The organism is Bifidobacterium erythrocebi, assembly GCF_012932675.1.
In the GTDB taxonomy this organism is placed as follows: Bacteria; Actinomycetota; Actinomycetes; order Actinomycetales; family Bifidobacteriaceae; genus Bifidobacterium; species Bifidobacterium erythrocebi.
Window position 1 is genome coordinate 105505 of the sequence record NZ_JAAIIF010000018.1, and the last position, 16407, is coordinate 121911.

The 16407-nt window shown below is 62.4% G+C and carries 13 protein-coding genes; 8 read left to right on the forward strand and 5 right to left on the reverse strand.

The genetic code is table 11. The features are described 5' to 3' along the window. Positions 1-5 precede the first annotated feature (5 nt). The 5 genes from G1C98_RS08750 to pknB are packed head-to-tail and all read left to right on the forward strand — an operon-like array spanning position 6 to position 7594. Entirely contained in the window at positions 6-1688 is a 1683-nt protein-coding gene (locus G1C98_RS08750) for a PP2C family protein-serine/threonine phosphatase (RefSeq protein ID WP_169080825.1), read from the forward strand. Beyond that, complete coding sequence (locus G1C98_RS08755; protein ID WP_169080826.1) at positions 1685-3112, forward strand: FtsW/RodA/SpoVE family cell cycle protein; 1428 nt, start codon at positions 1685-1687, stop codon at positions 3110-3112. The genes G1C98_RS08750 and G1C98_RS08755 overlap by 4 nt, the downstream gene beginning before the upstream one ends. Then, entirely contained in the window at positions 3109-4575 is a 1467-nt protein-coding gene (locus G1C98_RS08760; RefSeq protein WP_169080827.1) for a peptidoglycan D,D-transpeptidase FtsI family protein, read from the forward strand. Before G1C98_RS08755 ends, G1C98_RS08760 begins: the two co-directional genes overlap by 4 nt. Further along, the gene (locus tag G1C98_RS08765; protein WP_169080828.1) at positions 4572-5531 is read left to right on the forward strand and encodes a serine/threonine-protein kinase; all 960 of its coding nucleotides are present in this window, start codon (positions 4572-4574) and stop codon (positions 5529-5531) included. The genes G1C98_RS08760 and G1C98_RS08765 overlap by 4 nt, the downstream gene beginning before the upstream one ends. Beyond that, positions 5528-7594, forward strand: coding sequence for a Stk1 family PASTA domain-containing Ser/Thr kinase (gene pknB / locus G1C98_RS08770; protein ID WP_417852312.1), 2067 nt, complete (start codon positions 5528-5530; stop codon positions 7592-7594). The genes G1C98_RS08765 and pknB overlap by 4 nt, the downstream gene beginning before the upstream one ends. A 520-nt stretch (positions 7595-8114) precedes the next feature. Here the strand turns inward: pknB and G1C98_RS08775 are convergent. The 3 genes from G1C98_RS08775 to G1C98_RS08785 form a co-directional block, all read right to left on the reverse strand. Next, positions 8115-8759, reverse strand: coding sequence for an anthranilate synthase component II (locus G1C98_RS08775; RefSeq protein ID WP_169080829.1), 645 nt, complete (start codon positions 8757-8759; stop codon positions 8115-8117). An 81-nt stretch (positions 8760-8840) separates the two neighbouring features. Further along, positions 8841-10040, reverse strand: a complete 1200-nt coding sequence (locus tag G1C98_RS08780) for a class E sortase (protein ID WP_417852313.1) — start codon at positions 10038-10040, stop codon at positions 8841-8843. After that, the gene (locus G1C98_RS08785; protein ID WP_169080830.1) at positions 9947-10762 is read right to left on the reverse strand and encodes a DUF881 domain-containing protein; all 816 of its coding nucleotides are present in this window, start codon (positions 10760-10762) and stop codon (positions 9947-9949) included. The genes G1C98_RS08780 and G1C98_RS08785 overlap by 94 nt, the downstream gene beginning before the upstream one ends. 130 nt (positions 10763-10892) lie before the next feature. Here G1C98_RS08785 and crgA point away from each other — a divergent pair, with 130 nt between their 5' ends. Further along, positions 10893-11336, forward strand: a complete 444-nt coding sequence (gene crgA, locus G1C98_RS08790; RefSeq protein ID WP_169080831.1) for a cell division protein CrgA — start codon at positions 10893-10895, stop codon at positions 11334-11336. A 297-nt stretch (positions 11337-11633) separates the two neighbouring features. On the opposite strand, the gene G1C98_RS08795 is transcribed toward crgA, so the two are convergent. Continuing rightward, the gene (locus G1C98_RS08795) at positions 11634-12350 is read right to left on the reverse strand and encodes a rhomboid family intramembrane serine protease (protein ID WP_169080832.1); all 717 of its coding nucleotides are present in this window, start codon (positions 12348-12350) and stop codon (positions 11634-11636) included. 153 nt (positions 12351-12503) lie between these two features. Here G1C98_RS08795 and G1C98_RS08800 point away from each other — a divergent pair, with 153 nt between their 5' ends. Beyond that, positions 12504-12728: a hypothetical protein gene (locus G1C98_RS08800; protein ID WP_169080833.1), complete on the forward strand. Its 225-nt coding sequence runs from the start codon at positions 12504-12506 to the stop codon at positions 12726-12728. 512 nt (positions 12729-13240) lie between these two features. On the opposite strand, the gene G1C98_RS08805 is transcribed toward G1C98_RS08800, so the two are convergent. Next, positions 13241-15697 (reverse strand): glycogen/starch/alpha-glucan phosphorylase, encoded by a 2457-nt coding sequence (locus G1C98_RS08805; protein WP_169080834.1) that lies wholly within the window; start codon positions 15695-15697, stop codon positions 13241-13243. A gap of 298 nt (positions 15698-15995) precedes the next feature. On the opposite strand from G1C98_RS08805, the gene G1C98_RS08810 reads away from it, so the two are divergent. After that, the gene (locus G1C98_RS08810) at positions 15996-16394 is read left to right on the forward strand and encodes a sterol carrier family protein (protein ID WP_169080835.1); all 399 of its coding nucleotides are present in this window, start codon (positions 15996-15998) and stop codon (positions 16392-16394) included. The last annotated feature ends 13 nt before the right edge of the window (positions 16395-16407 follow it).

The window sequence follows — 16407 nt, forward strand, 5'->3', positions numbered from 1 at the left end:
CCCGCATGACTGACGATCCCCAGCAAACCCTGCCATTGCAGCAGGGCGTCTCCACATCTCCGAGCCAGCTGTTCCTGTACTCCACCACCGTGTCCGACGTGGGCACGGTGCGCGCGAACAATCAGGATTCCTCGTTCGCCGGCGAACATCTCGTGGCCATCTGCGACGGCATGGGCGGCCACGCGGGCGGCGACACCGCTTCCACCATCGCCATCCGCTCGCTGGCACATATCGAACGCGACGACCGTGAGAAGGACGTGGCCGCAATCGCCTCGATGATGGAGACCTCCGTCATGGCCGCGCACGACGCCATCGTCGGCAAGGCACGGCATGAGCGCAAGCTTTCGGGCATGGGCACGACGGTCACCGCCGTCGCCCTTGTGGACGATTACTGGGTGCTGGCGCATATCGGCGACTCCCGCGCGTATCTGCTGCGCGACGGCGCGCTTTGCCAGGTGTCCCAGGACCATAGCTACGTCCAGCATCTGATCAATACCGGTCGCATCACCGAGCAGGAGGCCAAGAACCACCCGCAGCGCAACGTGGTGATGCGTGTGCTCGGCGATTTCGACATCGACCCGCATCCCGATATCGCGGTGCTCAAGGCGCACCCGGCGGACCGTTGGCTGCTGTGCTCGGACGGTCTGTGCGGCGTGCTGGAGAATTCGACCATCGCGGACGCCATGATGTCCATGTCGAATCTCACCGAATGCGCGCAGCGTCTGGTGAGCATGGCCCTGCGTGCCGGCAGCACCGATAACGTCACCGCCGTGATCGCGGACGCCACTCTGGCCCTTGACGTGCACGCGTTCGATCTGCCGCATCAGACCCCGCTGGTGGGCGGCGCGGCGAACGCGAACCTCGAACCCATCGCCGACATCATCAATGAGCCGGTGGCGGCGGCACCCGCCCTGCGCGACGACGGCTCCCCCGCCCAGCGTGCCGCGGCGCTGATGCAGGCACCCGATGCGCATAAACACGACAAGGACGAGGAAGAGAAGCCGAAACTCGCCCATCCCTCGGCGGCGCGTGAGGAGGAAAGCACGCTGTCCACGCCGGATACGGGCGAGATCCCCATCGTGCAGAAGGCCGATGGCGCGTTGTCGTCCGACCCCAACGACCCGCAGGTGGCCAAGGCCATCGAGGTCAAGCAGGCGAAGGACCGTAAGACCGCGCACAACCATAAGCGCAATGTGCATATCATCGCCTTCATCGCCGTGCTCGCGCTGCTGCTCGCGGGCGCGGGTGCCGGGTACGCCACCTACCGGTGGAGCCAGACCCGCTACTATGTGGGCGATGCGGACGGCAAAGTGGCGATTTTCCAAGGCGTTCCCACGAATATCTTCGGCCTTAAGCTCTCGCATGAGGTGGAACGTACCTCGGTGAGCACCAGCGATCTGCCACAGACGTGGCGCGACGAGCTCAAGGAGGGCATCACGCGCAACAACCTCGATGAGGCGCGTGCGCACGTCAAGTACCTGCAGGAGGAGAACCGCAAGCTGCAGAAGGGCGAGAACGGCGACACATCGTCGAAGAACGATGCCAAGAACGATTCGAAGAGCTCGAATTCCAGTGATTCCAAGGGTTCCAAGGACTCTGGCGATTCCAAGTCCGGCAAATCGAGCGATTCCGGTTCCAACAACTCCAGCAGCTCGAACGACTCCGGGCAGAGCGAGGACAAGCAATGATCAAGCTCCGTCTCCGTCAACTTTCGCTGCTGCTGTTCTCCCTGCTGATCTGCAGCATGGCGTTCTTCCAGCTGTTCGCCCGCACCACCGGCACCATGCCCAAGAGCTTCGCCATCATGCTCGGCCTGGTCGCCGTACTGTCGCTGGTGTTCTGGGGCCTAGTGATGCATTTCCTGCCGTACGCCAGCCAGGTGGTGCAGCCATGCGTCTTGCTGCTCACCGGCATGGGCACGGTGATGATCGCCCGCATCGACTACGCGCATAAGACCGAAGTCGCCATACGCCAGCTCATGTTCGTATGCCTTGCGATCGTCCTGTGCTCGATTCTCATCGTGGCGATGCGCGACTACCGTATTCTGCGCAGGTTCTCCTATGTGAGCATGGTGGTCGGCCTGGTGCTGCTGCTCTCCCCCATGGTTCCCGGCATCGGCCAGAACATCAACGGCGCACGCATCTGGATCCGCATTCCGGGTCTCGGCTCGCTGCAGCCGGGCGAATTCGCCAAACTGTTCCTCGCGTTCTTCTTCGCGGCATACCTGTTTGACCATCGCGACCAGCTGGCCGTGGGCGGCAGGAAGGTCCTGGGCCTGCAACTGCCGCGCATCCGCGATCTCGGCCCGATCATCATCGTGTGGGTCGCCTCGATGGGCGTGCTCGTGCTGCAGCATGATCTGGGTACGTCGCTGATGTTCTTCGCCATGTTCGTCTCGATGCTGTACGTGGCGACGGGGCGCGCAAGCTGGATCGTGATCGGCGGCGTCGCGTTCGCGGCGGGCGCGGTCGCGGCATCGTCGCTGTTCAGCCATGTGGGCGCTCGTGTCGAGGCGTGGCTGCATCCGTTCGACGACACCCTGTACAACCGTGCGGTCGGCGGCTCCTACCAGATCGTCACCGGCCTGTTCGGCCTGGCTTCCGGCGGGCTGTTCGGCACCGGGCTGGGTCAGGGGCACCCGTATCTCACGCCGTTCGCGAATTCCGACTACATCTACGCCTCGCTGGGCGAGGAGTTCGGCCTGGTGGGCTGCTTCGGCGTCCTGCTGCTGTATATCATCATCATCGCCTCCGGCTTCATCACCGCCATGAAGGTCAAGGACGGCTTCGGCAAACTGCTCGCCTCCGGACTGGTGTTCACCATGGCGTTCCAGGTGTTCACCGTGGTCGGCGGCATCACGCTGGTGATCCCGTTGACGGGTCTTACCCTGCCGTATATGGCGGCCGGCGGCTCGTCCATGGTCGCCAACTACCTGTTGGCGACGCTGCTGATTATCATTTCCAACGCCGCGAACAAGCCCGCCCCCGAAACGTTGTCCGAAACGTTCCAGCATGAGGCGCTTGCCGCGCTGCGCGATCGCGAATTGAAGGAACGGGAAGCCGAACGCGCATCCAAGACCGCTCGTAGGGCAAGGGGAGGTGCTCAATCATGAACAAGATGCTGCGCCAATTGTTCGTCGCGGTAATCGTACTGTTCACCGTTCTGGGGCTTTCCTCGTCGATCATCACCGCGATTCGCGCCAACGAATTGAATTCCGATCCGCGCAACGTGCGTGCGCTGTACCACGAGTACGGCACCCAGCGCGGGTTCATCCTCGCTTCGGACGGCACCATCATGGCCAAGTCCGAGGCGACGAACGACGCGTTCAAATTCCAGCGTTCCTACCCCAACGGCATGCTGTATGCGCCGGTGACCGGCTACTTCTCCATCAGCCAGCGTGCCGACCGCGGCATCGAGGCGTCGCGCAACTCACTGCTGTCCGGCGAATCCGATTCGCTGTTCTGGCAGCGCATCAAGTCCGTGCTGTCCGGCTCGGAGGCCAAGGGCGCCACCATCGAGACGTCCATCGACCCGAAGCTGCAGAACGCGGCCTACCAGGCCCTGGGATCGCAGTCCGGCGCGGCCGTGGCCATGGAGGTCAAGACCGGCCGCATCCTGGCCATGGTGTCCACGCCGAGCTACGACCCGAACGAGCTGACATCGCATAACAACAAGACGCTGAACGAGAACTACGCCAGGCTGACCCAATCCGCGTCCAGCCCGATGGTGAACAACGTGACCAGCCAGCTGTTCCCGCCCGGATCGACCTTCAAGACCGTGGTGGCCGCGGCGGCGCTGGAAAGCGGCAAATACGACACGAACACGCAGATCCCCGCCGGTGCCAGCTACACGCTGCCGGGCACCGTCACGCAGCTGACCAACGTGGAATGGCAGGCCAACGGCACCAACGGCAAGATCAGCCTGGAAGACGCCCTCGCCTATTCCTCCAACACGGCGTTCGCCCAGCTGGGCGTGAGCCTCGGCCAGGACGCGATCGCCAAGCAGGCCACCAAGCTCGGCTTCGGCAGCTCGATCATCATCGACGGCACCACGTCCACCGGCAGCCCGATGAAGGCCACCGCCTCGGTGTTCCCCTCCTCGCTGACCGACGACAAGCTCGCGCTGGCGTCCATCGGCCAGGGCGACGTGACCGAAACGCCGCTGCAGAACGTGATGATCGCCTCGGCCATCGCCAATGGCGGCAAGCTCATGCACCCCACGCTGGTCGACCGCGTGCGCGCCAGCGACCTGTCCGTGCTCAGCGAGACCAAGGCCTCGGTGATGAGCAACGCGTTCAGTTCCGACACCGCAAGCAAGCTCACCACCATGATGAAATCGGTGGTCACCAAGGATTCGCCATCGTTGGCCCCCAGCGGCGTGAGCGTGGCCGCGAAGACCGGCACCGCGCAGATCGGCGTCTCGAACAATGCCATCGACGGCTGGGTGATGGGATTCGCCCCTGCGGACGATCCGAAGATCGCCGTCGCCGTGGTGGTGCACAACACCACCGGGTACGGCGTCGAAGCCGCAGGCCCGATTTTCCGCACGATGATTCAGGAGGCGACACAGCAATGAAACTCGTTCAAGGACGACTCATTCACGGCCGGTACCGTCTCGACGCAAGACTCGCGCAGGGCGGCATGGGCGAGGTGTGGAAGGGCTGGGATATCCAGCTCAACCGCCCCGTGGCCATCAAGGCACTGCGCTCCGACATCACCAACGCCGAGGGCAAACTGCGCCGTCTGCGTGCGGAAGCGCACAATTCGGCCAATCTGGCGCATCCGAACATCGCCGCGCTGTTCGAGTACTACGAGCATGACGGCATCGGGTTCCTGATCATGGAGTACGTGCCGTCGAAGTCGCTGGCCGACCTGTACCACGACCATCCGGGCGGATTGGACCCACTGCAGCTGCTGCCGATCCTCATCCAGACGGCACGCGGACTGTTCGTGGCGCACAGCCATGGCGTCGTGCACCGCGATGTCAAGCCGGCGAACATCATGGTCGGCAGCAACGGCGACGTCAAGATCACGGACTTCGGGGTGAGCTACTCCACCAATCAGGAGCAGATCACCCAGGACGGCATGGTGGTCGGCACCGCCCAGTACATCTCCCCGGAGCAGGCGCAGGGCGAGCAGGCGACACCGCAGTCCGACATCTACTCGCTGGGCGTCGTCGCATACGAGGGGATTTCCGGGCATCGTCCGTTCACCGGCGCCACGCCCGTCGACATCGCCGCGGCGCATGTCAACGACACCGTTCCGCCGCTGCCGGATTCCGTGGATTTCCAGCTTCGTGAATTCATCATGTCGATGCTTGCCAAGGATCCGCGCGACCGCCCCGCCGACGCGCTGGTGGTCTCCCGCACCCTGGCCCGCATCGAACGCCGGCTGCTCGACCAGCAGACCGAACTCAACGAGGCGACCATCGTCTCGGGGCGTATGCCGCGCCGCATCTCCAGCACGCCGCATCTGCCGTCTATCATCACACCCACTTCCACTACGCATAATCTTTGGAAGGAGCAGCAATGAACATGCCCTCTTCTCTGGCCAACGGTCGCTACCAGATTGGCCAGCTCATCGGGCGCGGCGGCATGGCCGAAGTGCATGTCGGCCTTGACACCCGTCTTGGCCGCACGATCGCCATCAAGATTATGCGCGCCGATCTGGCGAACGACGAGATCTTCCTCACGCGATTCCGCCGCGAGGCGCATTCCGTCGCCCAGATGAACAATCCGAACATCGTGAACATCTACGATTCCGGCGAGGAGATGGTCACCGACGAGAACGGCCAGTCCGAACGCTTGCCGTATCTGGTGATGGAGTACGTGAAGGGTCAGACCCTGCGCGACATCATCCGTGTGAACGGCCCGCTGTCGCAGCGCGACGCCGCGCAGGTGATGCTGGGCATGCTCAGCGCGTTGGAGTATTCGCACCGCATGGGTGTGATCCACCGCGACATCAAGCCGGCGAACATCATGATCTCCGATCAGGGTGCCGTGAAGGTGATGGATTTCGGCATCGCCCGCGCGCTGGACGATTCCGTCGCCACCATGACCCAGTCGCAGGGCGTGGTGGGCACCGCGCAGTACCTTTCCCCCGAGCAGGCTCGCGGCGAGACCGTGGACATGCGTTCCGACCTGTATTCCGCCGGTTGCGTGCTGTATGAGATGCTGACTGGCAAGCCGCCGTTCACGGGCGATTCCGCCGTGGCCATCGCCTACCAGCATGTGTCCGAAGTGGCCACCCCGCCTTCCGCGGTGGTGCCGGGACTGCCGAAGATGTGGGATTCCATCTGCGCCAAGGCCATGGCCAAGGATCGCCAGAACCGGTATGCCACGGCCACCGAGTTCAAGCAGGACATCCTCACCTTCATGAACGGCGGCGAACCGGTCGCGGCCGCGTTCAACCCGCTGACCGACCTGACCAACATGAAGGCGCGCAAGCAAGCCGAACAGGATGCCGCCACCGTCGCCATGAACCAGAACGAGGCGGGCACGGCCACGCAGGCGTTCAACCCGGTGACCGGCCAGTTCCAGCAGGTCAAGTCTTCGAACACGTTGGCGCAGACCCGTGCCGCACAGCGAGCGCAGGAAGCCAAGAACAAGCGCAAGAAGCAGATCATCATCGGTTCGGTGATCGGCGTGATCGTGCTGCTGTGCGCGATCGCCGGCATTTGGTTCGCGTTCGGTTCGCATAAGTCGAATGCGACGCAGATGGCCACGGTGCCGACCATCACCTCGTCCATGACCAAGGATCGTGCGGAGGCCGCCGTCGAAGCGGCCGGCTTCGAGTTCAAGGCCATGACGGACAACGATTCCACCGAGCCTGCGGGCACGTTCACCAAGCAGGATCCTGCCGGCGGCGCGAAGGCCAAGAAGGGGTCCACCATCAAGGTGTGGTTCTCCGCCGGACCGCAGAACGCCCAGATCCCCGACGTGAAGGGCATGAGCCAGAGCGAGGCGCGCAACCGGCTGGAATCGGCCGGTTTCAAGGTGCAGACCAGCGTGAATTCCGAAGACAGCGCCACGGTGGACAAGGACAGGGTGACCCGTACCGATCCGGCGGCCGGCACGTCGCAGCCCAAGGGCACGTCGATCATGATGTTCGTCTCGTCCGGCATGACCAAGGTCCCCGACGGCCTGGCGGGCCAGACCAAGGATGCCGTCATGAAGGCCCTGCAGGATCTGCAGTTCAGCATCATCACCGAGGAGACATATTCCGATTCGGTGGCCGAGGGCATGGTCGTGAGTGTGAATCCCGATTCCGGCACGTCCGTGGCACAGCGTTCCACGATCACCATCACCGTCTCCAAGGGCAAGGAGCCCACGCCGAAGGTCACGGTTCCCGACGTGACGGGCCAGTCGTTCTCCACCGCCAAGCAGGTGCTGGAATCGCTGGGCTTCACGGTGAAGCAGCAGGGATCCACCGGAACGGATGACGAGGTGACGAGCCAGAATCCCGCCAGCGGCGAGGCCGACAAAGGCGCCACCATCACCCTGACCACCAAGGCGAGCAGCAGCACCAACACCGGTGGCAGCGGCACGAACCAGGGCACCACGAACGGCAACACCAACTCCGGTTCCAACGGCTGAGGCCGAGGCGAGCCGGAGGCCGGCGACCCTGCCGCAGCCGGTATTGCCATAAACGACGGATGCCGTCCATTCTGCGTAGGAATGGGCGGCATCCGTCTTTCTTATCGCATAACGCCGTAACGCCCGCGCGCGGCCCCCTTACGACCCGAAATCGCGCCCGATCCCAGCTCGCCCAGGAAGTTTGTTGCAAAAAACATGAGGAACTTTGGGGGCTTTTATGCAAAAATCTGGACGAATAAATGGTCTGTTCATGCAAAAAACTGGACGAACAAACGGCCTGTTCGTGCAAAAATCCCGACGAATACCAGGCCTGTCCGTGCAAAAATCATGAGGAACATCCGCGCTATTCATACAATAATCCCGACGAACGGCCACCAAGACAGAGAGCAAAACGCCAAATCAGAAACCGGATCGGCGCTCGTCAGGCATCAAAAAAAACGGCTGTGCACCGCCGTCACCATGGGCCGGCGGCACATAGCCGAATACAACCTGCGATCAACCTGCGATTGCAGGCTCTGCATCACTTGTTGACGCGCGGCTTGAGCCCCGCCGCATTGGCCACCGCCGTGGTCTGCCCGCACACGGCCAGCCAGTTCGCCAACAGACGGTAGCCGCCTTCGGTCATCACCGATTCGGGGTGGAACTGCACGGCGTACATCGGCTTGCCCTTCACGCGGATGCCCTGCACGATGTGGTCGCCCTGCGTCCATGCGGTCACCTCCAGCGAATCCGGCACGGAATCGGGTTCCACGGCCAGCGAATGGTAGCGCGTGGCTGTCATCGGATTCGCGATCCCCGCGAAGATCTCGTCGTCCACATGCTCCACGGGGCTGGTCTTGCCGTGCATGATGGTCGGCGCGTGGTCCACGGTGCAGCCGTACACCTCCGCGAGCGCCTGCAGGCCCAGGCAGACGCCGAACATCGGCTTGTTCTGCTTGGCGCACAGGCGGATCATGTCTTCGCTGGCGCCGGATTCGGCGGGGGCTCCCGGTCCGGGGCTGATCAGCACGCCGTCGTAGCCATCGGTCACGGTTTCGTCGCTGGGGTCGATGGCGTCGTTGCGTACCACGTCTACGGTGGCGCCGAGCGTCTTGAGGTAGCCGACGATGGTGTAGACGAAGGAATCGTAGTTGTCGATCACGAGGATGTGGGCGGAATCGGTCATGGTGTCTCCTTTGGAAAAGCTGTGGTGCTGTGTGCCGTGGTGCTGTATGCCGTACCGTGGCGTGGCGGGGCGGGGCGCCGGCTAGTTCAGTGCGACGTAGTTGCTCATCTGCTGCATGATGGGGATGTGGGACGCGGCCCAGGGGAATCCCCATTCGAACAGGGACGCGGCGGCGGCGAACAGCAGCAGCGCCGTCAGCAGGATCCTGATCGGCAGCACGCCCGGTTGCAGCCGCATCAGCGTGCCGTAGATGCTTGCGTCCGGTCGTGGGCGTTCGCCCAGTCTGATCGCGCGCATCGCGGGCCATCGCCAGGCCGCTGCGGCAGCGATGAAGAAGATAAGCCAGGCGATCAGCGCGCCGCGCACATAGGGCGCGAGGGAGCCCATTTTGGCCGCCGGTGACAGGTAGGCGGTCGAGTTGGCTGCGAATTTCACTTTGCCGTCGTTGCCGGTGGAGGCCAGTTCCTTCGGCATGCCGTCGGCGACTTTCGCCCAGTATTTCAGTTCGCCCCATACGATCCAGCGGCTGGTCGGCGTGCTGTATTTCGGTTCGCATGTGGTCAGGGTGATCATGCGTTTGGTCGCGGTGGCACCCGGGTTATCGGGGTTCGCGGCGATGACGTCGGTGTCTTTGGGCGACACGATTTTGTGTTTGGTGTACGTGTACACGTACCAGTAGTCCTGCGAGCGCACGACGATCGGATCGCCCGTCTGGAGCTTGTCCACGTCTCCCAGGGGCTGGCCGTAGCCGTTGCGGTGGCCTGCCACGGCGAAGTTACCCACCTGCCCCGGCATCTGCGTGTCCGGGTAGTGACCCAGGCCATGCCGGGCCAATTGCGCGGCGTCGGTGCCTTCCACGATGTTGCGCTCCCAGTTCTGCCCGAAGCGCGGGATGTAGATCTGCGCCACCAGGTCGCCGTAGTTGGCGCTTTCCGGCTGCACCGGCGCATCGCCTTGCTGTGGCTGGGCGATTTTCGCGTTGGCCGCCGAGGCAGGGTCGGACCAGCTGGTCTGTTCGCGGGTCTGTGCCTGCACGCGTTCCGCCTGTACGCCGGTCCACCACATCTGCCATGCGATGTACAGGGCGCACACCACGGCCAGGGTGATGAGTATTTCCGCGACTATGCCCATAAGCTGGCGCAGGAAGCCTCCGTTTTGGCTCTGTGATTGGGGCTGTGCTCCATGCTTCACTGGTCGTCGTCTCCCTTTGCCGTGCCGGCGTCCGCTTGTTCCGATTCCTTTTGTTCCGATTCCTGGCTGCCGCCGGCCGCCTTCGCGTATTTCAACGGCTGCAGCAGTTTCGCACACTGGTCGAAGTGCAGGTTCTTCTTCCGATCCACCTTCCAGCCGAGGCCGAAGGCGCTTACGTATTGCTTGTAGATCCTAATGGTAGGCGAGGCGTCCAGGGCTTGGGTCAGATCGTCCGGATTGCCGATGGCGGAGATGGTGAACGGTGGCGAGTATTTCTTGCCGTGCAGCGAGATGACGTTGCCCGAGCACATGACCGCCGAGTTGAACAGCACCCGCTGGTCCATCACCTGCATGTATTCGGCGCCGCCTTCCCACAGGGCGTTGATCACGGCTTCGATGTCCTGCTGGTGGATCACGTATTTGTCGATGTCGGCCGACGATCCGGAGGAGTCCACGGCTTGTTTCCACATCGGGGAGTCGTCGAGCGTGACGGTCACGCCGGGGCCTTCCACGGCCGGCATCACGGTGCTTGCGTCGCCGCCGTCGTCCTTGTTGTTGGGCTCGTTGTCGTCGGTGGACAGTTTGGTCATGGTGTTCACGTCGTTGCTGAGCGTGTTCACTTCCTTTTGCAGGGTGTTGACCTGTTTCACACGTTGCTCGACCAGTCCCGCCGTGTCCGACGAGACGGTGGAGGTGCGGTTCACGCGAAGGTTGGTGACGAAAAGATAGCCGGTGATCGCCACGACGACCAGCACCGCGACGCTGCCTACCATGGAGCGTCTGACACCATGTTTAGTGCTGTGCCTGCTCATACACGACCTTTCGATGGCAATCGGGAATGCAATCGTATACATCTTTTGAGATGCGTGGCAAACCGTATTCGCTGCTTTCGAGTGTAGCCACTATGATAACTTCTAGCCTACTTGAATGGAGACAATACTGATGGCTGACGAAGAACTGCAAGCAAACGGTGCGGAGGAGCAGAAGGACCTGCAGTCCGCAACCGACCAGACCGATCGCACCGACAGCGCTGCCGAGAGCGAAGAGGATACGGCCGCCGAAGACAACTACGGTGTTGATATGGACCAGGTCGAGGCCGTGCTGAACGCCACTGCCGATAAGAACATGATGACCCCGCAGATGCAGCGCATGATGGCCCGCCAGGCGGAGAGCACCAAGCGCGTTGAGGAGTCCATCAAGGGAACCAAGTCGAATCCGCGCTGGTTCGTCCCGCTGTTCTGCCTGCTGATGGTGATCGGCCTGATCTGGGTCGTCGCCTACTACCTGACCGGCAAGTTCCCGATTCCCGCCATCGGCGTGTGGAATCTGGTCGTCGGCTTCGTCATCATCATGATCGGCTTCCTGATGACGATGTGGTGGCGTTGATATTCGGATAATCGTTATCCACATTATCCACAAAGGTCTGAAGCGTTACGTTTCAGGCCTTTTCTGTATTTGCGCACCGAGTTATCCACAGGTTATCCACCGTTTGTGCACTACTTATCCACTATCCGCACTACGGTTACCCACACTCAAATCGCACTTACCCACAAGTTACCCACAGGTTATCCACAATCTTTTCCACACTTGTGGAAAACTACATGTGTGTAATTACGAGACGGTAGTTCCTGTGCGGATGAATTGACGGCGAAGCGGGATAAACGGCTTTCGCAGTCGGGCCAATCACCATGATTGCGGCGAGCACAGCAGCACCACGGCCACCAGCACCACCACGATTGCGCCGCCGAACACGGCCATGCGCCATGTCAGCGAACGGCCTCGTGTGCCCGGAACCGCGGCCGTCAGCAGCGCCGCCAACACACCGCCGGTGATGAAGCCGCCCACATGCGCCTGCCAGGCGATGCCGCCCATCACGAACGGCATAGCGAAGTTCACCGCCATCCACACCAGCATCGAACGGATATCCGCGCCCACACGCCGGAACACCACCAGCATCGCCGCGAACAGGCCGAACAGGGCGCCCGAGGCACCGTACGCGGCGATCCCCCAGTCCCCGGTCAGACGCGCCCACACCATCAGGCCCGCGGCCCCGCCGAAGCCGGAGATGAGGTAGAACGCCAGGAAGCGCCAATGCCCGAGCATGCGTTCCAACATCGGACCGACAGACCAAAGCGCCAACATGTTGAACAGGATGTGCAGTATGCTCGGCGCATGCAGGAACATGGAGGTCAGCCACGTCCACGGGCGGCGCACCATGAGCACGGGGGCCGCCATGCCCCAGTTCACGATCGCGGAGAACACCGTGGGCATGAGGTAGCGGGTGACGATCTCCACCACCCACACGGCCGCGCAGAGCACGATGATCGACGTGGTGACCACCGGTTCGCCAGCCGCCCAGGCATGCCGGATCTCCCTTTTGCTGGGAATCTTGAAATTCATGCATTCATGCTATCGGTCGCTTTGCCCAAGAATCCGCCGCATTCGGCGCAACGGCGATACACTCCACCCAATCGTTACAAAATTCGTTTTATCATAGTGAGCAGAGTTGGTTTGAATGGGCATGCCAACAAGCAACCCCGGAAAGGAGCCGTCATGGAGAAGAATTCTTCAAACGGTTGGAAGTTCTTTGCGATTCTGTTCGGCGCACTGCTCGCCGGCGTCGTGGGTCTGTATGTGTACAAGCAGCAGAACCCCGATTATGACCCGTGGGAGGAACCGTGGGAGAACAGCTCCTCTCCGGTGGATCTTGGGCTTGATAAGGCCGAAGAGGCACCTGCGGAGTCCGGCGAGGCCGAGACCGCTGCGGAAGCCGCCTGATTCGGGTTTCTGAATCTTACGCGAAGCCGCGCATCGTATGATCGGTGCGCGGCTTCGCTGTATCCGGGGCCTTGCGTAAATGATGCAAAGGCTCTAACAGACCGGCAGATACGACAAAGGGGAACAACCGTGAAGGCTGTTCCCCTTTGCCGTATTGAGCACAGTTTTTTATAGGTCGCACGCCACAAGGCGAGCGAATGAGAAGCGATTACCAGCGCGTGACCGCACGGCCCGGAACCGTGGCGTACGCGGGTACGCCATCAGCTCGGACAGTGCCGCCAGCGCTCATGATCACTTGAGCGGAGCCGTCAAGCGGACAGCCCGGTGGGCTGTCCGTAGGCAACGCCGAACGGCTATGCCGTGAGGCAGAAACCAGCGCGCAGCTGGCATACCGGGACGCGAGCCGTCAGGCGAGCGGAGCGAAAGCGATCATGCGTGTGTCACCAAGGCGTCCGGGACGAAGGCGTACGAAGGTACGTCGAGTCCCGAACAACGCAGGTGACACTCCATGATCACTTGAGCGGACCGGTGTGCCAGATGCGCTCGAGGTAATCCTCGATGGAGCGGTCGGAGCTGAAGTAGCCGGAGTTGGCCACGTTGAGCACGGCCATGCGGCTCCACTTCATCGGATCGCGGTAGGTTTCCTCGATCTGGGCCTGGATGTCCATGTACGCGCGGAAGTCGGCGAGCGTCATGAAGTAATCCTTGTTCAGCCAATCGTTGACGAGGTCCTTGTAGGTGTCCTTGTCGCCGTCGGAGAAGGTGCCGTCGGCAACCATATCGATGGCGGCCTTGAGCTGCGGGTCCTTCTCGTAGTACTCGCGGGACAGACCCTTGGTGTCGTAGCCCTTGGCGTACAGCGCGGAGACTTCCGGCTCGGTCATGCCGAACAGGAAGAAGTTCTCGGCGCCCACGCGTTCACGGATCTCGACGTTGGCGCCATCGAGGGTGCCGACGGTCAGAGCGCCGTTGAGGGCGAACTTCATGTTGCCGGTGCCGGAGGCTTCCTTGCCGGCCTGGGAGATCTGCTCGTCGAGGTCGGTGGCCGGGATGAGGTTCATGGCCAGCTCGATGTTGTAGTTCCACGGGAAGTAGACGTTCAGCTTGCCCTTGACGTCCGGGTCGTTGTTGATGACGCGGGCGACGTTGTTGATCAGCTGGATGGTCTGCTTGGCCAGGTAGTAGCCCGGAGCGGCCTTGGCGCCGAACACGATGGTGCGCGGCATGATGTCGTCGGCGGAGACCTTGCCGGACTTGATGTCGGCGTAGTCGGCGATGACGGACAGGATCTTCAGGGCCTGGCGCTTGTACTCGTGCAGACGCTTGACCATGGTGTTGATCATGGTGTTCGGGTCGATGTCGAAGCCGTACTTGCGCTTGGCGAAGTTGGAGAAGTCGACCTTGTTGGCCTGCTTGACGGCGGCGAACTTCTTGACGAACTCGTCGTCATCGGCCAGCGGGACGAGGCCCTTGAGCAGTTCGAGGTCGCTCAGCCACTTGTCGGTGCCCAGGCCCTCGGTGATGAGGTCGGACAGGCGCGGGTTGGCCAGCTTGATGAAGCGGCGAGGGGTCACGCCGTTGGTCACGTTGGTGAACTTGTCCGGGTACACGTCGGAGAAGTTCTTCAGGGTGACGTCCTTGAGCAGCTGGGAGTGCAGCTCGGCCACGCCGTTGACGTGGGAACCGCCGTAGGTGGCGAGGTACGCCATGCGCACGGCGTCACCGGTGTAGATGGCCATGTCCTTGATGGTGTCGGCTGCGACGCCCTTGGCCTTGAGCTCGGCTTCGAACTGGTCGTTGATCTTCTCGATGATCTCGAGGTGACGCGGCAGCAGTTCGCCGATGAGCTTGGACGGCCACACTTCCAAGGCTTCCGGAAGCAGGGTGTGGCAGGTGTAGTTGAAGGTGCGACGGGTGATGTCCCAGGCGGTGTCCCAATCGTAGTCGTACTCGTCCATGAGAACGCGCATGAGCTCCGGGATGCCGATGACCGGGTGGGTGTCGTTGAGCTGGAAGTTGATCTTGTCCGGGAAGGTGGTCAGATCCGGCTTGTCCTGGCCCGGGTAGAAGACGCGGATGGCGTCGTGGATGGAGGCGGACACGAAGAAGTACTGCTGCTCAAGACGCAGAGCCTTGCCCTGCGGGGTGGAGTCTTCCGGGTACAGGATCTTGGAGATGTTCTCGGCTTCGACCTGCGGCTTGACGGCGTCGAGGTACTCGGACTTGTTGAAGGTGAGCAGGTCGAACTCGTCGTAGCTCTTGGCGGACCACAGACGCAGGGTGTTCACACGGCCGGAGGCGTAGCCCGGAACCATGTAGTCGACCGGGACGGCGCGCACGGACCAGGCCGGCTTCCAGACCTTCCTGCCGTTCTCTTCGACGACTTCGCCGCCGAAGGAGACCTTCTGGTCGCGGTTGTAGTCGATGTGGCCCCACGGCTCCTCGTTGGCCAGCCAGTAATCCGGGGTCTCGATCTGCTTGCCGTTCTCGTCGAATTCCTGCTTGAAGATGCCGTACTTGTACTGGATGCCGTAGCCGAAGGCCGGCACGCCGAGGGAGGCGAGGGAGTCGATGAAGCAGGCGGCCAGACGACCCAGGCCACCATTGCCCAGGCCCGGCTCGTATTCGGCATCGATGACTTCCTGGGCGTTGAAGCCGAGCGCTTCCACGGCCTTGTCGAACTGCTCGGTCAGACCGGCGTTGAGCAGTGCGTTCTCCAGCTGCTTGCCCATCAGGAACTCTGCGGACAGGTAGCCCACGGCCTTGGTGTTGCCGTTGACCATGTCGGCCTGGGTCTTCATCCAGGAATCCATGAGATGGCGACGCACAGCGGAGGCAGCGGCGACATACACGTCCGCCGGCTTAGCCTGTTCGACAGTGACGCCTTGGGTGTACTTGAGTTGCTCGCGAATCTCATCAGCGAACTGTTCAGCCGTGACGGGAGATTGTGGTGCAGTGATCTCGGCCATTTGCTCTGACTTTCTCTATCAATAGGTTGTACGGAACAATCATATGTGCACGGCGTAACGCGAACCAAGTTCTCGATCCGCTTGGACGTTCGTTGTCCGTAGGGACACCCGTCGTCCTTCAACGCCATGCATACGTTGTCATAGACACCATAGCACACCCTCCTGCACAACGCCACGCGAGACGCGGATAAATATGACAACGTAGGCACATAACTGGGAAAATAGCCGCGATACAGCGGGGAACGCCGAGCGCGGCAAGACGGCCGCCGCGGCGCAGGCGGGGTGGCACAATGGAACCATGCCAGTGATTTTGGAAAAGGACCTGCCGCAGGGCCGCGCGTCGTTCGAACAGTGGAAAGAGGCCGCGCGCCGGGAACAGAACCCGCATACCGCCAACCCGCGCCTACCCAGGCAGGTCAAGGCGATGGCCGTCCGCTTCTCGCTCCACCTGCTGGAACAGAAGGCACCGGGGCCCGGCGTCGAGGTGCGCGTGGCACCGTGGGGCGCCGTCAAGATCCTCGACGGGCCGGCCTCCGACCCGCACAATCTCACGCCGCCGGACGTGATCGAACTGGATCCGGACGTATGGCTCCGTCTCGCCACCGGCATCACCACCTGGAGCGAGGAGAAACACGCCGGACGCATCACCGCCGTCGGCGAGCGCGATGACCTGAGCTCCTTGCTGCCGCTGTACTGACGTACGGACCGGC

Bases quoted from the DNA above. Each gene is read 5' to 3' on its own strand.
- G1C98_RS08765 (WP_169080828.1), top strand. From the start codon at position 4,572: ATGAAACTCGTTCAAGGACGACTCATTCACGGCCGGTACCGTCTCGAC.
- G1C98_RS08795 (WP_169080832.1), bottom strand. From the start codon at position 12,350: ATGAATTTCAAGATTCCCAGCAAAAGGGAGATCCGGCATGCCTGGGCG.
- G1C98_RS08785 (WP_169080830.1), bottom strand. From the start codon at position 10,762: ATGAGCAGGCACAGCACTAAACATGGTGTCAGACGCTCCATGGTAGGC.
- pknB (WP_417852312.1), top strand. From the start codon at position 5,528: ATGAACATGCCCTCTTCTCTGGCCAACGGTCGCTACCAGATTGGCCAG.
- G1C98_RS08760 (WP_169080827.1), top strand. From the start codon at position 3,109: ATGAACAAGATGCTGCGCCAATTGTTCGTCGCGGTAATCGTACTGTTC.
- G1C98_RS08755 (WP_169080826.1), top strand. From the start codon at position 1,685: ATGATCAAGCTCCGTCTCCGTCAACTTTCGCTGCTGCTGTTCTCCCTG.
- G1C98_RS08810 (WP_169080835.1), top strand. From the start codon at position 15,996: ATGCCAGTGATTTTGGAAAAGGACCTGCCGCAGGGCCGCGCGTCGTTC.
- G1C98_RS08750 (WP_169080825.1), top strand. From the start codon at position 6: ATGACTGACGATCCCCAGCAAACCCTGCCATTGCAGCAGGGCGTCTCC.
- G1C98_RS08800 (WP_169080833.1), top strand. From the start codon at position 12,504: ATGGAGAAGAATTCTTCAAACGGTTGGAAGTTCTTTGCGATTCTGTTC.
- G1C98_RS08775 (WP_169080829.1), bottom strand. From the start codon at position 8,759: ATGACCGATTCCGCCCACATCCTCGTGATCGACAACTACGATTCCTTC.
- G1C98_RS08805 (WP_169080834.1), bottom strand. From the start codon at position 15,697: ATGGCCGAGATCACTGCACCACAATCTCCCGTCACGGCTGAACAGTTC.
- crgA (WP_169080831.1), top strand. From the start codon at position 10,893: ATGGCTGACGAAGAACTGCAAGCAAACGGTGCGGAGGAGCAGAAGGAC.